Origin of the sequence: Paraclostridium sordellii (assembly GCF_000953675.1) — a bacterium.
Taxonomy (GTDB): domain Bacteria; phylum Bacillota; class Clostridia; order Peptostreptococcales; family Peptostreptococcaceae; genus Paraclostridium; species Paraclostridium sordellii.
The window spans coordinates 119,731-138,220 of sequence record NZ_LN679998.1 but is presented as its reverse complement, the minus strand read 5'-3'; the positions used below and the strand labels follow the sequence as shown (position 1 = coordinate 138,220).

The 18,490-nt window shown below is 28.3% G+C and carries 20 protein-coding genes; all 20 read right to left on the bottom strand.

Features of this window, described 5'->3' with window-relative positions:
- Positions 1 to 236: 236 nt before the first annotated feature.
- Positions 237 to 866 (bottom strand): uracil phosphoribosyltransferase, encoded by a 630-nt coding sequence (gene upp / locus ATCC9714_RS00735; RefSeq protein WP_054629946.1) that lies wholly within the window; start codon positions 864 to 866, stop codon positions 237 to 239.
- Between the two features lie 12 nt (positions 867 to 878).
- Positions 879 to 1,325 (bottom strand): ribose 5-phosphate isomerase B, encoded by a 447-nt coding sequence (gene rpiB, locus ATCC9714_RS00730; RefSeq protein ID WP_054629945.1) that lies wholly within the window; start codon positions 1,323 to 1,325, stop codon positions 879 to 881.
- Positions 1,326 to 1,438: 113 nt separating this feature from the next.
- Positions 1,439 to 2,482, bottom strand: coding sequence for an L-threonylcarbamoyladenylate synthase (locus ATCC9714_RS00725; RefSeq protein WP_054629944.1), 1,044 nt, complete (start codon positions 2,480 to 2,482; stop codon positions 1,439 to 1,441).
- Positions 2,483 to 2,507: 25 nt separating this feature from the next.
- On the bottom strand, positions 2,508 to 3,185 hold the full coding sequence (locus ATCC9714_RS00720) for a ZIP family metal transporter (protein WP_057545852.1): 678 nt from the start codon (positions 3,183 to 3,185) through the stop codon (positions 2,508 to 2,510).
- Positions 3,186 to 3,320: 135 nt separating this feature from the next.
- The gene (gene prfA / locus ATCC9714_RS00715) at positions 3,321 to 4,385 is read right to left on the bottom strand and encodes a peptide chain release factor 1 (protein WP_021130275.1); all 1,065 of its coding nucleotides are present in this window, start codon (positions 4,383 to 4,385) and stop codon (positions 3,321 to 3,323) included.
- 42 nt (positions 4,386 to 4,427) lie between these two features.
- A complete protein-coding gene (gene prmC / locus ATCC9714_RS00710) occupies positions 4,428 to 5,279 on the bottom strand; it encodes a peptide chain release factor N(5)-glutamine methyltransferase (protein WP_057545853.1) in 852 nt (283 codons plus the stop codon).
- Between the two features lie 14 nt (positions 5,280 to 5,293).
- Complete coding sequence (locus ATCC9714_RS00705; protein WP_057545854.1) at positions 5,294 to 6,190, bottom strand: DUF1385 domain-containing protein; 897 nt, start codon at positions 6,188 to 6,190, stop codon at positions 5,294 to 5,296.
- Between the two features lie 93 nt (positions 6,191 to 6,283).
- The gene (locus ATCC9714_RS00700; RefSeq protein ID WP_021126797.1) at positions 6,284 to 6,859 is read right to left on the bottom strand and encodes a thymidine kinase; all 576 of its coding nucleotides are present in this window, start codon (positions 6,857 to 6,859) and stop codon (positions 6,284 to 6,286) included.
- Positions 6,860 to 6,916: 57 nt separating this feature from the next.
- A complete protein-coding gene (gene rpmE / locus ATCC9714_RS00695; RefSeq protein ID WP_025161269.1) occupies positions 6,917 to 7,117 on the bottom strand; it encodes a 50S ribosomal protein L31 in 201 nt (66 codons plus the stop codon).
- Between the two features lie 113 nt (positions 7,118 to 7,230).
- A complete protein-coding gene (rho, locus tag ATCC9714_RS00690; RefSeq protein ID WP_064490543.1) occupies positions 7,231 to 8,733 on the bottom strand; it encodes a transcription termination factor Rho in 1,503 nt (500 codons plus the stop codon).
- Positions 8,734 to 8,887: 154 nt separating this feature from the next.
- The gene (gene glpX / locus ATCC9714_RS00685; protein WP_021130280.1) at positions 8,888 to 9,886 is read right to left on the bottom strand and encodes a class II fructose-bisphosphatase; all 999 of its coding nucleotides are present in this window, start codon (positions 9,884 to 9,886) and stop codon (positions 8,888 to 8,890) included.
- Between the two features lie 176 nt (positions 9,887 to 10,062).
- Positions 10,063 to 10,710, bottom strand: coding sequence for a fructose-6-phosphate aldolase (fsa, locus tag ATCC9714_RS00680; RefSeq protein ID WP_021126803.1), 648 nt, complete (start codon positions 10,708 to 10,710; stop codon positions 10,063 to 10,065).
- A gap of 268 nt (positions 10,711 to 10,978) precedes the next feature.
- Entirely contained in the window at positions 10,979 to 12,877 is a 1,899-nt protein-coding gene (pepF, locus tag ATCC9714_RS00675; RefSeq protein ID WP_057545855.1) for an oligoendopeptidase F, read from the bottom strand.
- 414 nt (positions 12,878 to 13,291) lie between these two features.
- On the bottom strand, positions 13,292 to 15,658 hold the full coding sequence (gene spoIIE / locus ATCC9714_RS00670) for a stage II sporulation protein E (protein ID WP_057545856.1): 2,367 nt from the start codon (positions 15,656 to 15,658) through the stop codon (positions 13,292 to 13,294).
- Positions 15,659 to 15,750: 92 nt separating this feature from the next.
- Positions 15,751 to 16,671, bottom strand: a complete 921-nt coding sequence (locus ATCC9714_RS00665) for a Ppx/GppA phosphatase family protein (RefSeq protein WP_057545857.1) — start codon at positions 16,669 to 16,671, stop codon at positions 15,751 to 15,753.
- A 39-nt stretch (positions 16,672 to 16,710) separates the two neighbouring features.
- The gene (locus ATCC9714_RS00660; protein WP_021126812.1) at positions 16,711 to 17,010 is read right to left on the bottom strand and encodes an FtsB family cell division protein; all 300 of its coding nucleotides are present in this window, start codon (positions 17,008 to 17,010) and stop codon (positions 16,711 to 16,713) included.
- Positions 17,011 to 17,020: 10 nt separating this feature from the next.
- Positions 17,021 to 17,515, bottom strand: a complete 495-nt coding sequence (yabQ, locus tag ATCC9714_RS17860) for a spore cortex biosynthesis protein YabQ (protein WP_054629936.1) — start codon at positions 17,513 to 17,515, stop codon at positions 17,021 to 17,023.
- A complete protein-coding gene (locus ATCC9714_RS00650) occupies positions 17,515 to 17,769 on the bottom strand; it encodes a YabP/YqfC family sporulation protein (protein ID WP_021126814.1) in 255 nt (84 codons plus the stop codon). Before ATCC9714_RS00650 ends, yabQ begins: the two co-directional genes overlap by 1 nt.
- A gap of 60 nt (positions 17,770 to 17,829) precedes the next feature.
- Complete coding sequence (locus tag ATCC9714_RS00645; protein WP_021126815.1) at positions 17,830 to 18,072, bottom strand: RNA-binding S4 domain-containing protein; 243 nt, start codon at positions 18,070 to 18,072, stop codon at positions 17,830 to 17,832.
- Positions 18,073 to 18,132: 60 nt separating this feature from the next.
- Positions 18,133 to 18,411 (bottom strand): HU family DNA-binding protein, encoded by a 279-nt coding sequence (locus tag ATCC9714_RS00640; RefSeq protein WP_021130286.1) that lies wholly within the window; start codon positions 18,409 to 18,411, stop codon positions 18,133 to 18,135.
- Positions 18,412 to 18,490: the final 79 nt, after the last annotated feature.

Here is an 18,490-nt window from a genome sequence, read left to right as displayed (position 1 = left end):
AACGTTAGTAATATGTATACAGTATATATTAATATTATACCTTTTATGAAAATTTTTCTACAAATAATTACATTTTTTTTAAATAAATTATAATAAATTTTATAAAAATTTTTATAATTTTATTAGTTATTATAATTTAAAATCAGTATTTTCTGTAAAATCTACAATTTTTTCTCATTTGTAAAAATTCAAAAAGGTACCTATAAGTTTATAGATACCTTTATTTCTATATTTAATTACTTAGTTCCAAATAATCTATCTCCAGCATCTCCTAATCCTGGAACTATATATCCATGATCATTTAATTTCTCATCTATACTAGCTACATATATATCTACATCTGGGTGATACTTATGAACTTCTGCTATACCTTCTGGAGAAGCAACTAAGTTAACTAATTTTATAGTCTTAGCTCCATCTCTTTTTAATACATCTATAGCTGCAACAGCAGAACCACCAGTTGCTAACATTGGGTCAACTACTATCATTTCTCTCTCATGTATATCTTGTGGGAATTTGCTGTAATATTCTACTGGTTGTAAAGTTTCTGGATCTCTATATAATCCTACGTGTCCTACTTTTGCAGCAGGCACTAAGTTTACAAGCCCATCTACCATCCCTAATCCAGCTCTTAATATAGGAACTATACCAAGTTTTTTACCAGCTATAATTTTAGCTTTAGTTTTTACAACAGGAGTTTCTATCTCTACTTCTTCTAGAGGTAATTCTCTTGTTATTTCATATCCCATAAGCATTGTTATTTCTGTTAAAAGTTCTCTAAAGTCTTTAGATCCCGTATTTTTATCCCTCATTAAAGTTAACTTGTGTTGTATTAATGGATGATCTGCAACTACTACTTTATTCATTATGTAAGCCTCCTAATTATTTTCTTCTATGTCATTTAACATATTTACTCTTCTTAAATGTCTATCGCCTTCAAATTCAGTATTTATCCATGCATCAACTATTTCAAGAGCTAGTCCTTTTCCTATTACTCTTTCTCCTAGAGATAACATGTTTGCATTATTATGTGCTTTTGACATCTTAGCAGAAAATGTGTCTGAAACAACAGCACATCTAATTCCTTTAACTTTATTTGCAGCCAACGATATTCCTATACCTGTTCCGCAACATAATATCCCATAGTCTACGTCCTTACTAACAACAGCTTTGGCAACCTTTTCTCCATATATAGGATAGTCAACTGAATCTACTCCATTTTCAGTTCCAAAGTCTACGCATTCAATTCCCTTTGACTCTAAGTGTTTTTTTATTTCTTCCTTTAAATTATATCCACCGTGATCACTACCTAAGCCTATTTTCATGGTCCAATACCTCCAACAAATTCTTATGATAGATTTATACTTAATTTTATATTATACCAAAGTTTTACCTTTTTTGCATCTAATTCTGACAACTATTTTATATAATTTAAATTTTATAAATCTATAACTTTATATCCAGCTGATTTCATAAGTCTATTCATTATAGCTCTACCTACTCCCTCAGTTGTAAATGCTTCAGAATAAATTACATCTATATTTTTTTTATCCATTTCTATAAGAGAATCAAAAAGATTGGCAGCAACTTCTTCAAGGTTATCTCCTAATTTTATTACATAACCTTTATACAAGTCTGCATGTTTATTTATGCACATAACTCCACATTTTAATCCATTCTTTTCTTTTTCTTCTATCAAGTCGTTTATTTTTTCTATAACTTTTTCTTCTTCACCTCTAATAATATAAACATCCCCATTTGGAGAATAGTGAGTATATTTCATCCCTGGTGCTTTAGCTTTTTTTGCATCTGCCTTACCTTCTATAGATGGATCTACCAGTACTTCTCCTATTATAGCTTCCATTTGTTCCTTTGTGACACTTCCTGGTCTTAGTATCATAGGTTTTTCAGATGTCATATCCACAACCGTAGATTCTAATCCAAAGTCACAATCTCCACCAACTATAATCCCAGAAACTCTTCCACTCATTTCCTCACATACGTGTTTACCTTTTGTAGGAGATGGACGTCCTGATATATTTGCAGACGGAGCTGCAATTGGTACCCCAGATTGCTTTATAACTTCTCTAGCTATGGGGTCTGATGGCATTCTTATTGCTACAGTATCTAATCCTCCACTTGTTCTTTGAGGAATTATATCCTTTTTGTTAAATATCATAGTTAAAGGACCTGGCCAGAACTTTTTCATTAATTTTCTTGCTTTTTCATTTATATCAGTTACAAGATGATCAATTTCATTTTCATCACATATATGTACAATTAAAGGATTATCACTAGGTCTTCCTTTTGCTTCATATATCTTTTTAACTGCATCTTCATCTAAGGCATTTGCCCCTAATCCATATACTGTTTCTGTAGGGAAAATAACTGTTTTTCCTTCTGCTAATAAATTTGCATGTTTTTTTATTTCTTCTTTATCTATATTAGCTTCATCAATATTACTTATCATTGTTTTTATCATTAGTATACCTTCCTTTATATTAAGTTTATATATAGCTTACTATTAAAATACCTACTAAAAAACCTATAATTGTGAAAATAGATTTTGTAGAAGGCAAAATTTCTTCTAATACCACATACATCATAGTCCCTGCTGCTATAGCTAAAAAAGCACCTATCATTGAATTGCACATATCTGCAAAATAAGCGCCTAAAAAACTTCCCACTCCCATAGGAATACCTGCCAAAACTGTAAGCATTATAACTTTAAATGTACTCATTTTATTTCCAACTAAGCTTAAAGCCATTGCTAATCCTTCTGGTATATTATGAATTCCTATTACAATAGCCAATTTTATTCCTAAATTTTGTGTAGCTACAAAAGAAGATCCTATAGCCAATCCTTCTGGTAAGTTATGTAACAGTATACTTAAAAATATTAGATATCCAGCATTAAATTTCGAATGAATTTCTAACTTGTTTTTTATTAACATTGTAGCTATAGCTCCAACAAATACAAATATAATTGTATTTAAAACCCCTGCTTCTGCCATAGCTTCTTTAAGAAGGTCAAATACTACTACAGATAGCATAATACCTCCTGATATTCCCATGCAAAAGCTTAAATACCTATTAACATTTTTTCTAAAAACAGTAGAAATAATACCTCCTAATCCAGTTCCTATAACTCCAGATATTAATCCTATTAATGTTATTTCAATCAATTTTTTACCCCCTAGTATTTAGTTAATTTGTTCTAATTTTATGTACAACAAATTATCATTATTCCAATACTAGAGAATAACAATTTTCACTTACAAAAAATCCCTATTTAAAATAGGGATTTTTATTTTATTTAATTATAAAGACATCATTTTTTCTGTTTGATCAACAGTTATTAATGCATCTATCATTTCTGTTAAATCTCCATCTAAAAATGCATCTAATTTATATAATGTTAAGTTGATTCTATGATCACTTACTCTCCCTTGAGGGAAGTTATAAGTTCTTATTCTTTCAGATCTATCCCCAGTACCAACCTGACTCTTTCTTTCAGCTGATATTTCTTTGTTTTGTGCAGCAACTGCTTTATCATAAAGTCTAGCCTTTAATATTTTTATAGCTTGCTCTTTATTTTTTAATTGTGATTTTCCATCTTGACAAGATACAACTTCTCCTGTTGGTATATGTGTAACCCTTACTGCAGAGTCAGTAGTATTAACACTTTGTCCACCGTTTCCTGAAGAACGGAAAACATCTATTCTTAGGTCATTTGGATTTATATCTACTTCAACATCTTCTACCTCTGGTAATACCGCAACTGTGGCAGTTGATGTATGGATTCTTCCTCCTGATTCAGTAGATGGAATTCTTTGAACTCTATGAACTCCTGATTCATATTTAAGAACTGAGTATGCACCTTTACCTTTTATCATGAAAGATACTTCTTTGTATCCACCAACACCAGTTTCACTAGCACTTAGTAATTCAACTTTCCATCTCTTTCTTTCTGCATATCTACAATACATTCTAAATAGATCTCCAGCAAATAGAGCTGCTTCGTCTCCTCCGGCTCCACCTCTGATTTCAACTATAACGTTTTTATCATCATTAGGATCCTTAGGTAATAATAATATCTTTAATTCAGCTTCTATTGGTTCTACTTTCTCTTCCATTTCAGAAAGTTCCATTTTAGCTAATTCTCTTAACTCTTCATCTGATTCTTCTTGTAAAATAGTTTTTGATTCTGCTATACTATTCATTACTTCTTTATATTCTCTAAATTTCATTATTATTGGCTCTAAGTCAGCATGTTCTTTTATAAGCTTTTGCCAAACTTTTTGATCATTTATGATTTCCGGATCTGCTATTTTTTCACTTAGCTCTTTATATTTATCTTCTAGTACTTCTAATTTATTTAGCATACTTTCACCTCTTTAATTGTAACATATCAATAGTTGATTATATCATAGTTTAAAACCTATAACAACTCTATCAATTCCTTGCAAATCTTTCTTTGTGTATATTTTTTTATATCCGTGATTCTCCATTATAGTACATACATCATTAGCTTGGTCATGGCCAACTTCAAACGCTAATATACCATTTGACTTTAAGTGTTTTAAAGACTCTTCTGTTATTGTTCTATAAAAATCTAATCCATCTTCTCCACCTTCAAGCGCTATATATGGTTCATAATCTTTAACCTGTGTATGTAAGGTTTTTATATCTTCCTTCTTTATATACGGTGGATTTGAAACTATTATATCTAGTTTTAGATTTCTATCTTTTATTCCTGTAAATACATCAGATTTTATAAATTCAATTTTATCATCTACTTCATTATTAACAGCATTCTTTTTACCTATACTTAAAGCTTTATCTGATATATCTAATGAATATACATAAGAATTCTTAATATATTTTGCTAAACTAACGCTTATGGCTCCTGAACCTGTACCTATATCTACTATAGTTACATCCTTCATTCCTTTTGAAAGTTCTATAACTTCTTCTACTAATGGTTCAGTATCTGGTCTAGGTATAAGAACTCCTTCTTCAACGTAAAAATCAAGTGCCATAAATTCTCTATTTTTAACTATATAAGCTATAGGTCTCCCATTTAACCTATCATTAATCATTTCATTAAAACACTTTAATTCTTCATCGCTTAATTTTTTATCTAAATTCAACTGTATATATAATCTATCTACATCTCCAAGAGCTTTTTGAAGCAATATCTCGGTATCAAGTTTAGGAGTATCACTTATACTAGATAGTTTTTCCATATACTTTATTAATATTTCTCTTATTGTCATATATTTCTCCTTTACTAATTTAAAACAGCCTTCAATGCTTCTAATGCAACTTCTAACTGCTTATCATCTGGCTCTCTAGTAGTAAATTTTTGTAACATCATTCCTGGATAAGCTACAAATCTAGTCAATTTATTATCATATTTCCCAAGCAATTTTATAATTTCATAAGAAATTCCAGCTACAATAGGAACACATAATATTCTCATGATAATCCTAATTAAGGGATTCGGCCATCCAAAAAACGAAAATAATATTATAGATGTAATCATAACAATAAATAAAAAGTTAGTTCCACACCTCGGATGTAATGTTGTAAACTTTTTAGCATTTTCAACAGTAAGTTCAAGATCATTTTCATAGCAGTAAATAGATTTATGCTCAGCTCCATGGTATTCGAAAACTCTTTTTATATCACTATTTCTAGATATTACAATTATATATATAAATAAAATACCTATTCTAGTTATACCTTCTATTAAGTTTAAAACGATTTTATTATCTACAACCTTTGAAAATAAACCTCCTAATAATGTAGGTGTAACTACAAATAAAAGCGTAGCTAAAGCTAACCCTATAACTAAAGAAATTATGATTATAGCATCACTAGCTTTGTCTTTAAAAATTTTATTAATAAATCTATCAAAAGAAGTTTCTTCTTCATCGTCTTCTAAAAAAAACTCTGATGAAAAATTCATGCTTTTAATACCTTCTATCATCATTTCTATCAATATGAAAGCACCTCTAATAAAAGGTATTTTGTCTATTTTTTTATCAGATATCCAACTTTGTATTTTATTTTTTTTAACTACTATTTCTCCATCATTTTTTCTAACGGCTATAGATCGCTTATCTTTAGATTGCATCATAACGCCTTCTATGACAGCTTGCCCCCCTACGGCTTGTTTTTTCATCGCCCCACCTCGATTTTTATAATATTATATATAATACTACTATATAAATAAAGAAAAAACACCTAAAAGGTGTTTACTATGTATTTTATATAGTTACTTTTTAACTACATGACATTTTCTACATCTAGCCTCATAACTTTCAACAGCTCCAACTTGTATTATAGGTTCATCATATCTAGCTGGTTCTCCATTTATAAGTCTTTGAGATCTTGTTGCTGGTTGTCCACAAACAGAACATATAGCCTGTATCTTATCTACAAATTCTGCTACGGCTAAAAGTCTTGGAGTCGGCCCAAAAGGTTCTCCTTTAAAATCCATATCTAATCCTGCTGCTATAACCCTTACCCCATTATCAGCTAACTTAATAGCTTCATCTACAATTTTATCATCAAAAAATTGTACTTCATCTATACCAACAACTTGAGTATCATCATTTATATAATCCATCATTTCTGATGAGTCTTTTATAGGTATAGCATTTATTGTGTATCCACTATGTGATACAACATCTTCTTTACTATATCTATCATCTATAATAGGCTTAAAAACAACCACATTTTGTTTTGCAATTCTAGCTCTTTTTAATCTTCTTATAAGTTCCTCACTTTTGCCACTATACATAGGACCTATCACAACCTCTATGTACCCATGATTAATTGGTCTATACATCACTAATCCTCCTATATAAATAAAATAGGAGTTGGCAAGCCAACTCCGTATTTACTATTAGTCGATTTTGAATCTCTTCTTGAACTTGTCTATTCTTCCACCAGCTTCTATATTCTTTTGCTTTCCAGTATAGAAAGGATGGCATTCTGAACATATCTCAACTTTTATTTCATCTTTAGTTGATCCTGCTACGAATGTGTTACCACAAGCACAACGTACTTCAACTTCTTGGTATTTTGGTTGTATATCTTTTTGCATATTTGTCACCTCTTCTCCTTACTTTTCGAAATTAATTATATTAACTTTTCGTTTTTCATCATTCAACTACACCATTATAACATAAGATTATTTAGCGTTCAAGAGTTTTCTATCTAGTTTAAAGCCTCTTTTATATACTTTATAAACGTCTTGTTATCCTTAGTTCTTTTTAGTATTTCTAGTACTTTATCAGTAACCTCATATACCGAATTATTACTCATTTCTTTTCTAAGTTTCCAAAGGGCAGCCTTCTCTTCCTCAGTTAATAATAAGTCTTCTCTTCTAGTTCCTGATTTGTAAATATCTACTGCTGGGAACACTCTTTTCTCAGCTAGTTTTCTATCTAAATGAAGTTCCATATTTCCAGTTCCCTTGAACTCTTCAAATATAACATCATCCATTCTAGATCCAGTTTCAACTAAAGCAGTTGCAAGTATTGTTAAAGATCCACCTTGTCTTATATTTCTAGCAGCTCCAAAGAATTTTTTTGGTCCATGAAGTGCTCCTGGATCTAATCCTCCAGATAAAGTTCTTCCTGTGGGAGATATGCTTAAATTGTATGCTCTTGCTAACCTTGTAATACTATCTAGCAATATGACAACGTCTTTTCCATGTTCAACAAGTCTTTGTGCTCTATTTAAGACCATTTCAGCTACTTTTACATGATGACTTGAAACTTGATCAAAAGTAGAATAAATTACATCAGCATCTATAGATTCTTGCATATCAGTAACCTCTTCAGGTCTTTCATCAATTAAAAGAACTATTAACTCTACATCTGGATGATTTTTTACTATACTATTTGCAACACTCTTTAAAAGAACAGTTTTACCTGCCTTTGGTGGAGCAACTATTAGACCTCTTTGTCCTTTACCTATAGGAGAGATTAAATCTATTAATCTTGTAGAAATTTCATTTTGATATTTCTCAAGAGTAAGTTTCTCTTCTGGATATATAGGTGTTAAAGTTTCGAAAGCTCTTCTTTTTGTTGCTGTTTCAGGATTTTCATCATTTATTTTTTGTACATATAATAAAGCTCTGAATTTTTCACCACTTTTTGGATGTCTAGTAATCCCTTTAACTTTGTCTCCAGTCTTCATATTAAATCTTCTAATCTGAGATGGAGATACATATACATCATGTTCTGTAGATAAGTAATTAGGCCCTCTTAAAAATCCAAACCCATCAGGTAGTATTTCTAGTACACCCATTACCTCATCATCTTTAGATGTATTAAATTCATCAACTATTTTTGCTTCATCAACTTCTTTTACATTATAAGAAGACTTGTTGTTGCTTTGATGGTTATATCTTGCTTGTTTGTTTTCATGATTTCTATTTTCAAATGTTTTATTTTCTTGTTTGTTTTCTTGTTTATCTAAACTTTGTTTTTGTTCACTTTTAATTTCTTTTTCATTTTCTTTTTTGTTATCTATCATATCTTTACTTTTTTTCTCACTTATAATTTCTATTAACTCATTCTTTTTATATTTGCTTAAAGACTTAATCCCTAGTTCCTTACCCAGTTCTTTTAATTGCACTAGAGTCATGTCATTTAAATTCTCTAAATTTATATCTTTTATATTCAAAAGAATCCTCCTATCCCATAATATCATTACAGTTTTTATTTGGAAATTAAAGGCGTGCAAATGAAAAGTTTACATTGTTTATTCTAAACAGTTATTCTTAATATTATCACTATTTATACATTATGGTCAACAAATAAAAAAATAAAACTATTCAAGCAAAATAGTTTTATTTTATGAACTTTTATATACTATATTTACCCATTAAATCGGTTAATATATCATTTTTTTCTATTGAATGTATAGCATCAACAAATCTTATCGTTCCAGTCTTAGCTCTCATTACAACAGAATTAGTTGTAATCCTGTTGTTTCCAAGACTCACGATCCCTTTTAGTAAGTCTCCATCCGTTATTCCAGTGGCAGCAAAGAATAATTCATCCCCTTTAGCTAAATCCTCTAAAGATAAAACTTTATCTATGTCTTCATCAGTTAAATTCATTTCATGACATCTAATTCTTTCTTCTTCACTTAAAGGATATATTTGAGCTTGCATATCTCCACCCATACATTTTATAGCTGCAGCTGTTATTACACCTTCTGGTCCTCCTCCAATTCCCATGAGCATATCTATTCCTGTATCTTCAAAGCAAGTTGCTATTCCTGCTGCAACATCTCCATCTCCGAACATTTTTATTCTAGTTCCAAGTTTTCTAGCTGCTTCAAATATATAGTTATGTCTTTCTCTATCCTGTACTGTTATAGTCATTTCTGTAGTTTTCTTGTTCAAAGCTCTTGCTACACTTTTTATATTTTCTTCAACACTTGCGTTTAAATCTATACACCCTTTAGCCTTTGGCCCTACTATAATTTTTTTCATATAAGTATCCGGAGCCTTAAGTAAACTTCCTTTTTTACCCATAGCAATAACAGATATAACATTTGGTAGTCCTTTAGCAATTAATGTAGTTCCATCTAACGGGTCTACTGCTATGTCAACTTTCATACTGTCTTCTGTAGCCATACCAACTTTTTCTCCTATATATAACATAGGAGCTTCATCCAATTCCCCTTCGCCTATGACAACTTCTCCATCTATCTTAACAGTCTCAAATGCTCTTCTCATAGCTTCTACAGCTGCTCCATCTGCTCCATTTTTATCTCCTCTACCCATGAATTGAGATGAAACTAATGCTGCTGCTTCCGTAACTCTAACTAATTCTAACGCTAAATTTCTATCCATAAAACCCATCTCCTTAGTTCGATAATATCTACCAAAATTATATATCACATTTAATAAATAGTAAACACATTTAGTTCTAAAAAAGGTATTTAGTGTATTATATAATTCCTTTATAGCTTTTAAAAAACGAAGTTTTCAAAAAAAAAGACGATAATTTTAAATTATCGTCTTTTTTATTAGTTTTTAGGTACACTTTCCCAATCTTTTAAGAATTTATCTATTCCTATATCAGTCATAGGATGTCCTAACATTTGTTTAAATACTTTATATGGTATTGTAGCTATATCTGCTCCTGCTTTAGCTGAAGTTAAAACATGTTGAGGGTGTCTTATACTTGCTGATATTATTTCAGTCTCTATTCCATGAACATTAAATATTTCAGCAACTTCTTCTATTAGCATTATACCTTCTTGTCCTATATCATCTAATCTTCCAACAAAAGGACTTACGTATGAAGCACCTGCTTTAGCTGCAAGTAAAGCTTGGTTTGCTGAGAATATTAAAGTTACATTAGTTTTTATACCTTTTTTAGATAAAGCTGCAACAGCCTTTAATCCTTCCGCACACATAGGTATCTTTACAACTATATTTTCATGAATTTTACTTAATTCTTCTCCTTCTTTTATCATCCCTTCGCTTTCCATAGAGATAACTTCTGCAGAGATAGGTCCATCTACTATTTCAGTAATTTCTTTTACTACATTTTCAAAAATTCTTCCTTCTTTCGCTATTAAAGATGGATTTGTAGTAACACCTTCTATAACTCCCCATGAGTTTATTTCTTTTATTTCATCTACATTTGCAGTATCTATAAATAGTTTCATCTTATTATTCCTCCTTAAATTTACATTCCTATGAATAAACTTAATACTCCTGCTACACTAGAAAGAACTAAAACACCTATAATAGCTAAAGCTATCACTCTACTAGATTTCTTAGTACTAGCTTTCGACATGTTATCACCTCATCAATAATTAACATTTTACATATCTTGTATTCATATTTTAATTAATTTGTAATCAGACACTAAAAGCCCTAGTTAAGACAGGGCTTTTTATATATTCTACCACTATTTTCAAATTCATTCTATGATTAATTTTCTATTAGCTTTTCTAATTCTAAAACTAACTTATTAAACTTTTCTGCAGTTTGGTCTATAGGCTTATTGCTATATAAGTTTATTCCACTTTGTTTTAGTAAATCTATAGGGTAGTTAGATCCACCTTTTTTAAGGAAATTTAAATAGTTTTCAGGTCCATTTTTTAATATATCTTGAGAAAATGATATTGCGGCACTACATCCTGTTGCATACTTATAAACATAAAAACTATTATAAAAATGTGGGATTCTAGACCATCCTACTTTTGCTAGTTGATCTACATGAAAATCCTTACCGTAATATTTTTTAAGCAAATCACCCCACACATCATTTAACACGAGTACATTTATATTTTCACCCTTTTCTAGCTTAGAGTGTATTAAGTTTTCGAATTCAGCATACATAGTTTGAGTAAATAGTGTATCTTTTATTAAATCTATATATTGAGTTAGATAATATGCTTTCTCATTTTTATTTTTAGCATTTTTTATTAACATCTCATATAATAAAGCTTCGTTAGTCACAGATGCTACTTCATGAGTAAATATACTAGGTTTTGAATTTAAATAATTTTGATTCTTAGAACTCATATGGCTATATACTGCATGTCCTAATTCATGAGCAGTGGTTGATACAGAGTCTAAATTTCCACTATAGTTCATTAAAATATATGGATGAGTATTATAAACTGATAAACTATATGCACCTCCAACCTTATTATCATTAGAGTAAACATCTATCCATCTTTCATTGAATGCTTTATATAAAACATCTCCATATTCTTTCCCTAATGGATTCAAAGCTGCATATATAATTTCTTGTGCTCTTTCATATGTTATATTATTTTCCACAGGTTCTATTATAGGATTATGCATATCATAAATATGAATATTATCTATATTTAAAACCTCTTTTCTAAGACTAATATATTTATGAAGCCCATCTAAGTTTTTATTCACAGTGTTAATTAAGCTATCATAAACTTTTGGATTTATATCATCACCAGAAATATACATTTCTCTAGAGTTTTTATATCCTCTAACATCTGAATAAAATATATTTTTCTTAACCTGTCCAATAAATAATCCCGATAACATATTTATATTATCATTATATAATACAGATTCATTTTCAAAAGCTCTTTTTCTTTCATCTCTATTCATACTCTCTATGGCAGTTGAATATTGAGATGGGTTAAGTGATGACTTTTTATCCATATTTATAAATAAATCATATACTTCTTTAGGTAATTGAGATATTTCCCCTATATTACTTAACAACTTTTCTTCATCTGATTTTAAATAGTGATCTTTATTTCTTCTTATATCGTTTAAATACATTCCATATTTATTAAATACATTTTTATCATTTATTAAATTTTTATATTCTTTATTAGATAAGCTTAAAATTTCTCTTTCTAGTTGAGAACAAATTAAATCATACTTTTTATATGATTTATCAATTTCTTTATCCATCTCTATAAATTCATATGACTTTTTGTTTATATCTCTATTTAAAGATACATATGCATATAAACCCTCAATTTTAGAATCTAAACTTTCTTTTATTTTAAGTGCATACAGTAAATGTTTGTTAGATTTGGTAACCTTTCCTATATAATTTTCAAGCTCTTTAATCTCTTTATTAAAACTTTTTAAATTAGATTTCCAATCATTCTTATTTTTATATAATTTAGATAAATTCCATGATGTATTTATAGTTTTCTTTTTTATTTCTTTATTTATAGGCTCTTTATTTTTATCTTCCATAGTTTCTATCGCTTTTTCACTCGATAAAGTTGAATTTTCTTTAATATCTTTAACTAATAGTATAGATGAAAATACTATTATAACTATTGCTATTGTTATAAATTTGTATATATTTTTCCCCATAAAAATTCATCCTTTCACTAATTTTATTAATATTAGGATGGCTTTTTGGGTTTATATTATTCAATTTTAGAAAAATAAGTATATCAAGTTATCAACATACTTATCAACATATCAACATAAGTTTAATGCCTATAAATACGTAAATTTCAATATTTTTATAAACACATCATTTATATTAACAATTTAATTTTATAATTTATCAACATTTTTTACAGACTTATTAACATATTTTTTTATAAAATGTTGATATTTTTTTCTTTTTTGACAGTAATTTTTAAAATTTTAATTTTATTTTATAACCTATTTTGTCGAATATTGTAATTCCAATAATTTAATGATATTTTAAAAGCTTTCTTATATCCACAACTTATCCACATTTAATCCACATATTGTGAATAAGTTGTGAGTTTTATTCTAATTTTTATAAATTTTGCTAACTAGTACAGTCATATCATCATATATATTATCATTTTGTATATCTAAAGCTTTATTTAAAATATCTTTAGATATATCTTTAGGATTTGATATATCTAAGTTTTTAAGAAAATAAATTAACCAATTATCTCCTAAGTTTTTATTTTTTCCTGCATCTATAATTCCATCAGATACCATTATTATATAATCCCCATCTTTTAATTTCCTACTATCTCTTTCTATATTTACATCAGATAATATTCCAACAGGAAGAGATTCAGTAGAAATCAATTCTATATCACCATTATCTCTTTTAATATATGTTGAACAAGCCCCCATTTTTATAGTATTTAATATACCTTTATTTAAATCAACCATAGCTAAATCTAGTGTTGAGAACATTTCATCTGATGATTTAAGCATTAATATGTTGTTTATGGTATCAATTATTATTTCTTCATCAATCTTAGAATCCATCATTTTTTCTAGTATATCTATTGTCACAGATGACTCTTCATAAGCTTTTCTCCCTTTTCCCATACCATCACTTATAGCCATCATATATTTACCTTCTGATACTTCCATATAAGTATAATTATCTCCAGATATAATATATCCATCCTTTGACATATTAGATACTTCTGTTATAACTCTATACTCTTGTTTTTTAGATAGTTTTATTTTGCAACTTTCTCCTAAACATGTACACCCAACCTTATTAGCTACAAGTTCTTGTCCTACTATTTTTGATACAATATTAACTATTTTATTTTCACATAATTTATTATCTTTACATATCTCTTTTTCAATCAACACCTCAAATTCATCTTTATCTTTAGATATATAATTTAATTTTTTAACACTTATACCATTTCTATCTAACTCTACTAATATATTTCTTTCCATATCCATGTCAAAGGTTATATCTCTATCTAATTCAGTTGCCATACACTCTATAGACTTAGACATATATCTTATTTGGTTAGCTACAAGCTTTCTATTTTCAGAAAACTTTTGTTGCCAACTATAATCAAGTACAAACATTTTATAATAATAATTTGACGTTTTAACAATACTTTCTGGTTTAATACAATCTTTTTTAAAATCAATAGGTATATTATCTAAAGAAAGTTCACCATTCTCTTCTAATTGTTCTAATATCCTATTAAACATAGTATATGTATAATTGAACTTAGCTTCCCAACATCTCCTTTTCATCCCACATTTTTTACACTCATCATTATGAACCATATCTATAACATGAGCTATATCTTTTTGATCAAGTATTTTTTCTTTTTCTCTGATTCTATCAAAAGTATTTGCTAAATCAGAATAGGTCTTATACATCCCCCTTAACCTATTGTTAGTTATCTCTCTACTTCGATCTAAATAATCTTCTATTCCATCACTAACTCCTGAATCTATCCTAAAAAACTTACTAATATTATTTATAAATTCATCTGGGATTAACACTACTAAAGCACTAGCTATAAGTATATCTCTCATTTCCATAAAACTAGCTCCAGCTCCTGAAGTATATATATATATAACACTCCATCCCAATATATATCCTGCTATACTTAAGTATTTATTTACTTTATTAAACCCTCCTGCTATTAACCCTGCAAAAGAATATATTCCCATATATAAACTAGATGTTAAGTTATTTATAAAATAAACTAGTCCAATAATTACTCCACTCGAAGCTCCTAGAGCTGCTCCCCCTGATATTGCAAATAAAATTATCATCATATTAGAAAGTACATTTCGAACAGAAACCCCAAATATATTTATATTTCCTATACCTATTATGCTAAATGTAATTATTATTGTTAATGCTATGATTTCCTCACTTGAGGTGACTTTCCTTGAAGCTCTCTTATTTATAATCGAGACTCCATAATAAAATATGTATGTACTTATAAACATAAGAACACATTCTACTAAGGCTATACTAACGTTGTAAACATAATTACCAAATATAAGAGCTTGTCCAATGGATAAAGGTAGTATTATTAACATACCTATAGTAGATAATTTATTTATAGATTTTATATTTTTAATATTTTTTGATATAAGTTGAATAAATATTAAACAGATAACATATTTTATAATATTAGAGCTTTGATTAAACGAAATCAAAGTTCCTGCTATAGTAGCTATAAAAACAGGATTTTTATATTTGTCAATTGTTGATACACATATAAAAAAGGCAACACCCAATGGTGCTATATTATCAACCACCATAGCCCTACTAAGTAGGAACCCTATCATACATAAAATCAATGTATTTGAATCTAGGATACTAAATTTTATAATATTCTTTAAAGATATATTGTTTTTACTAGCCACTAAGCTTCTTTGCATAAAAAAACCTCCCCATTGTTATTTTCATATTGAAATTGTAACAAAAGGAAGATATGTTTTTTGTCATAATGAGTAACTGATATCTAATAATATTAAGACATTTTTTTTGCCTTTTGACATAATAAGCCCTCTAAATTATCATACTCACTTACTATAATCTTTTCTTTTTCTAATTTTTTCATTACTATATTTAATATTGTTACACCAGCTGTTATAATATCCGCTCTTTTAGGCTGTAATCCTCTTAAATTTTTTTTATCATTTAATGTCATGTTTTTTAGATTTTGTAAAATAATATCTAATTCTTTTTTGCTTATTTTACTAGAATGTATCTTTTGCATAGAATAAACCTCTAATTTTTGATTTATGGCAGATACAGATGTTATAGTTCCACCTATTCCTACTATAGACTTTATATTTTTTTCTTTTAATGTATTTATAGTATTATCTATAGTTTGACTTATAAACTCATACATAAGCTTAAATTCTTCTTCATCAATAGGATCTTTAGTTAAAAACTTTTCTGTCATTCTTAAAGCTCCTACATTCTCACTCTTACAAAATTCAATTCCATTTAGTCCTCCTAAGATGAATTCAGTCGATCCTCCACCTATATCGATAACCAATGTATCTTCCTTTTCTTCTAATCCTTGTAATACGCCCCTAAACCCTAATTCTGATTCTAATTCTCCTGTTATTATCTCAACATCTACTCCTGTTTCAATTTTAGCCAATTTAACAAATTCTAATCCATTTTTACTATCTCTTAAGGCTGATGTACCTACACAAAATATATATTTGCAGCCTTTATCATATGCTAGCTTAGAAAACTCTTTTAAAGCTTCTATATTTCTTTTTATAGCTTCTTCACTAATATACCCTTCACTATCAACATCTTGACCTATTCTAGTCGTATTTACAAACTTCTCTCTATTGTATAATTGCCCATTTATATAGTCAGCAACTAATAACCTCATCGAATTAGTACCTATGTCTATTGCTCCTATTTTCATTTGCTAAACCTCCTAATACAGATATAAATAAGGGAAGTATTATTTACTTCCCTTATTTATATCTATATATATTATTTCATTTGATTTTACCATTTTTAATCGTTCTCTAGCAATATCTTCTATGTATTTATCATTATCTAATCTTTGCTTATCCTTTTTTAAATCTTTTATTTCTTTATCAACGTTTTTTATATTACTTTTTAGTTGAGCTATTTCTTTATTATATTGAATTGTTTTTACAATTTGAGTTGCAAATCCACCTACAAGTGATAATAATAAAACAAGTAAAAATGAACTTACTACCACATATTGTCCTAGAAATTTTTTTCTTTTGTTCATAATCTCCCCCCTATATTTTACTTTTTACCTTTTTTAATTTACAGGATTTTATTTTTAAAAATTTTAAAATACTTATCAGTAAATTAGGTATATAAAATATAGTATCAAATAAAAAATGTATTGAGTAGATTATAACGTAATACAAATTAACCGAAATCTTGCCTATATTTACTAAAATTTGTTTAACTATATATATAATAGACTTGATTAGTTTATTTAGTACCCTTAAAATCAATTTACTTACTGTATTATAATAAATAAGAAAACCTATAAAAAGAGCAATAAAGTGATAATATCTTAAGTCAAAAGATTCTATAACGTTAATAGTTATAAATACAAGCCCTGTAACAAGTAGCCAAAATATTACATCATAAAATAAAGAGAAAATTTTTAATATATTAAAATTGTTCTTAAATGCTCTGTATAAATCAAATAATATACCTATAGCTATCCCGCCATATGCTGTTGCAAAAAAAGCTCCTAAATCCTGAGTAAATGGTATCATTATTTAAACAACTTCTTGAAAAAACTTTCTTGAGGTTCTTTTGCTTTACTATAAACTATACCATTTATAGTTCCTGTTACGGTGATAACCTTTTCGTCTATACTGAGCTTACTCATATCTAAATTTTCTCCATCTACAACCATATCTCCACATGTAGTTCTTATCTCTACCTTTTTATCACTAAAAGAGTATATATGCTCTACTCCAGAAATAGTTAAACTAGATCTATCTTTTAAGCCTATACTATGTTCCATAATATCCCTCCATATTCAATTTTTATAATCTAATATAAATATACGAAGGATATTTTAAATTTATTCTATTATCTCAAACATTTCTTTGGCATCATTTTTTAAAACATGTTCTTTTATTTCTTTTATTTCAAATTTCATTAATTTTTCACCGAACTGTATTTCAAGTAAATCTCCTACATTAACTTCTGAAGATGATTTAGCAACCTTTCCATTTATAGTTACTATACCTTTGTCGCAAGCTTCTTTCGCAACAGTTCTTCTTTTTATAATTCTAGAAACTTTTAAAAATTTATCTAATCTCATATTTAATCCTCCTTATACAGAAAAAGTGTGGAATATCCACACTTTTAAATATAAATAAAATTATCCATTTATTATATCTTTTAATCCCTTTCCAGCTTTAAATACTGGTGCTTTTGAAGCTGGTATATCTATAACTTCTTCTGGGTTTCTTGGGTTTCTTCCTTGTCTTGCTGCTCTTTCTCTAGTTTCGAAAGTTCCAAATCCTACTAATTGAACTTTTTCACCTTCAACTAATGCTTCTTCAACAGATTTCATAAATGCATTTAATGCTAATTCTGCTTCTTTCTTTGTTAATTCACTTTTTTCTGCCATTTTTGCTACTAATTCAGCTTTGTTCACGGTTCTTACCTCCTAAAAGTTTATATTATAGAATTTTATACTAGATATTAAATAAAATTCTAGATTTTTAACAAAATAC

Bases quoted from the DNA above. Each gene is read 5' to 3' on its own strand.
- upp (WP_054629946.1), bottom strand. From the start codon at position 866: ATGAATAAAGTAGTAGTTGCAGATCATCCATTAATACAACACAAGTTA.
- rpiB (WP_054629945.1), bottom strand. From the start codon at position 1,325: ATGAAAATAGGCTTAGGTAGTGATCACGGTGGATATAATTTAAAGGAA.
- ATCC9714_RS00725 (WP_054629944.1), bottom strand. From the start codon at position 2,482: ATGATAAAAACAATGATAAGTAATATTGATGAAGCTAATATAGATAAA.
- prfA (WP_021130275.1), bottom strand. From the start codon at position 4,385: ATGCTAAATAAATTAGAAGTACTAGAAGATAAATATAAAGAGCTAAGT.
- prmC (WP_057545853.1), bottom strand. From the start codon at position 5,279: ATGACAATAAGAGAAATATTAATAAAGTATATGGAAAAACTATCTAGT.
- ATCC9714_RS00705 (WP_057545854.1), bottom strand. From the start codon at position 6,190: ATGAAAAAACAAGCCGTAGGGGGGCAAGCTGTCATAGAAGGCGTTATG.
- ATCC9714_RS00700 (WP_021126797.1), bottom strand. From the start codon at position 6,859: ATGTATAGACCAATTAATCATGGGTACATAGAGGTTGTGATAGGTCCT.
- rpmE (WP_025161269.1), bottom strand. From the start codon at position 7,117: ATGCAAAAAGATATACAACCAAAATACCAAGAAGTTGAAGTACGTTGT.
- rho (WP_064490543.1), bottom strand. From the start codon at position 8,733: ATGATATTATGGGATAGGAGGATTCTTTTGAATATAAAAGATATAAAT.
- glpX (WP_021130280.1), bottom strand. From the start codon at position 9,886: ATGGATAGAAATTTAGCGTTAGAATTAGTTAGAGTTACGGAAGCAGCA.
- fsa (WP_021126803.1), bottom strand. From the start codon at position 10,710: ATGAAACTATTTATAGATACTGCAAATGTAGATGAAATAAAAGAAATA.
- pepF (WP_057545855.1), bottom strand. From the start codon at position 12,877: ATGGGGAAAAATATATACAAATTTATAACAATAGCAATAGTTATAATA.
- spoIIE (WP_057545856.1), bottom strand. From the start codon at position 15,658: ATGCAAAGAAGCTTAGTGGCTAGTAAAAACAATATATCTTTAAAGAAT.
- ATCC9714_RS00665 (WP_057545857.1), bottom strand. From the start codon at position 16,671: ATGAAAATAGGAGCAATAGACATAGGTACTAATTCGATGAGGTTATTA.
- ATCC9714_RS00660 (WP_021126812.1), bottom strand. From the start codon at position 17,010: ATGAACAAAAGAAAAAAATTTCTAGGACAATATGTGGTAGTAAGTTCA.
- yabQ (WP_054629936.1), bottom strand. From the start codon at position 17,515: ATGATACCATTTACTCAGGATTTAGGAGCTTTTTTTGCAACAGCATAT.
- ATCC9714_RS00650 (WP_021126814.1), bottom strand. From the start codon at position 17,769: ATGGAACATAGTATAGGCTTAAAAGATAGATCTAGTTTAACTATTTCT.
- ATCC9714_RS00645 (WP_021126815.1), bottom strand. From the start codon at position 18,072: ATGAGATTAGATAAATTTTTAAAAGTTTCTAGAATTATAAAAAGAAGA.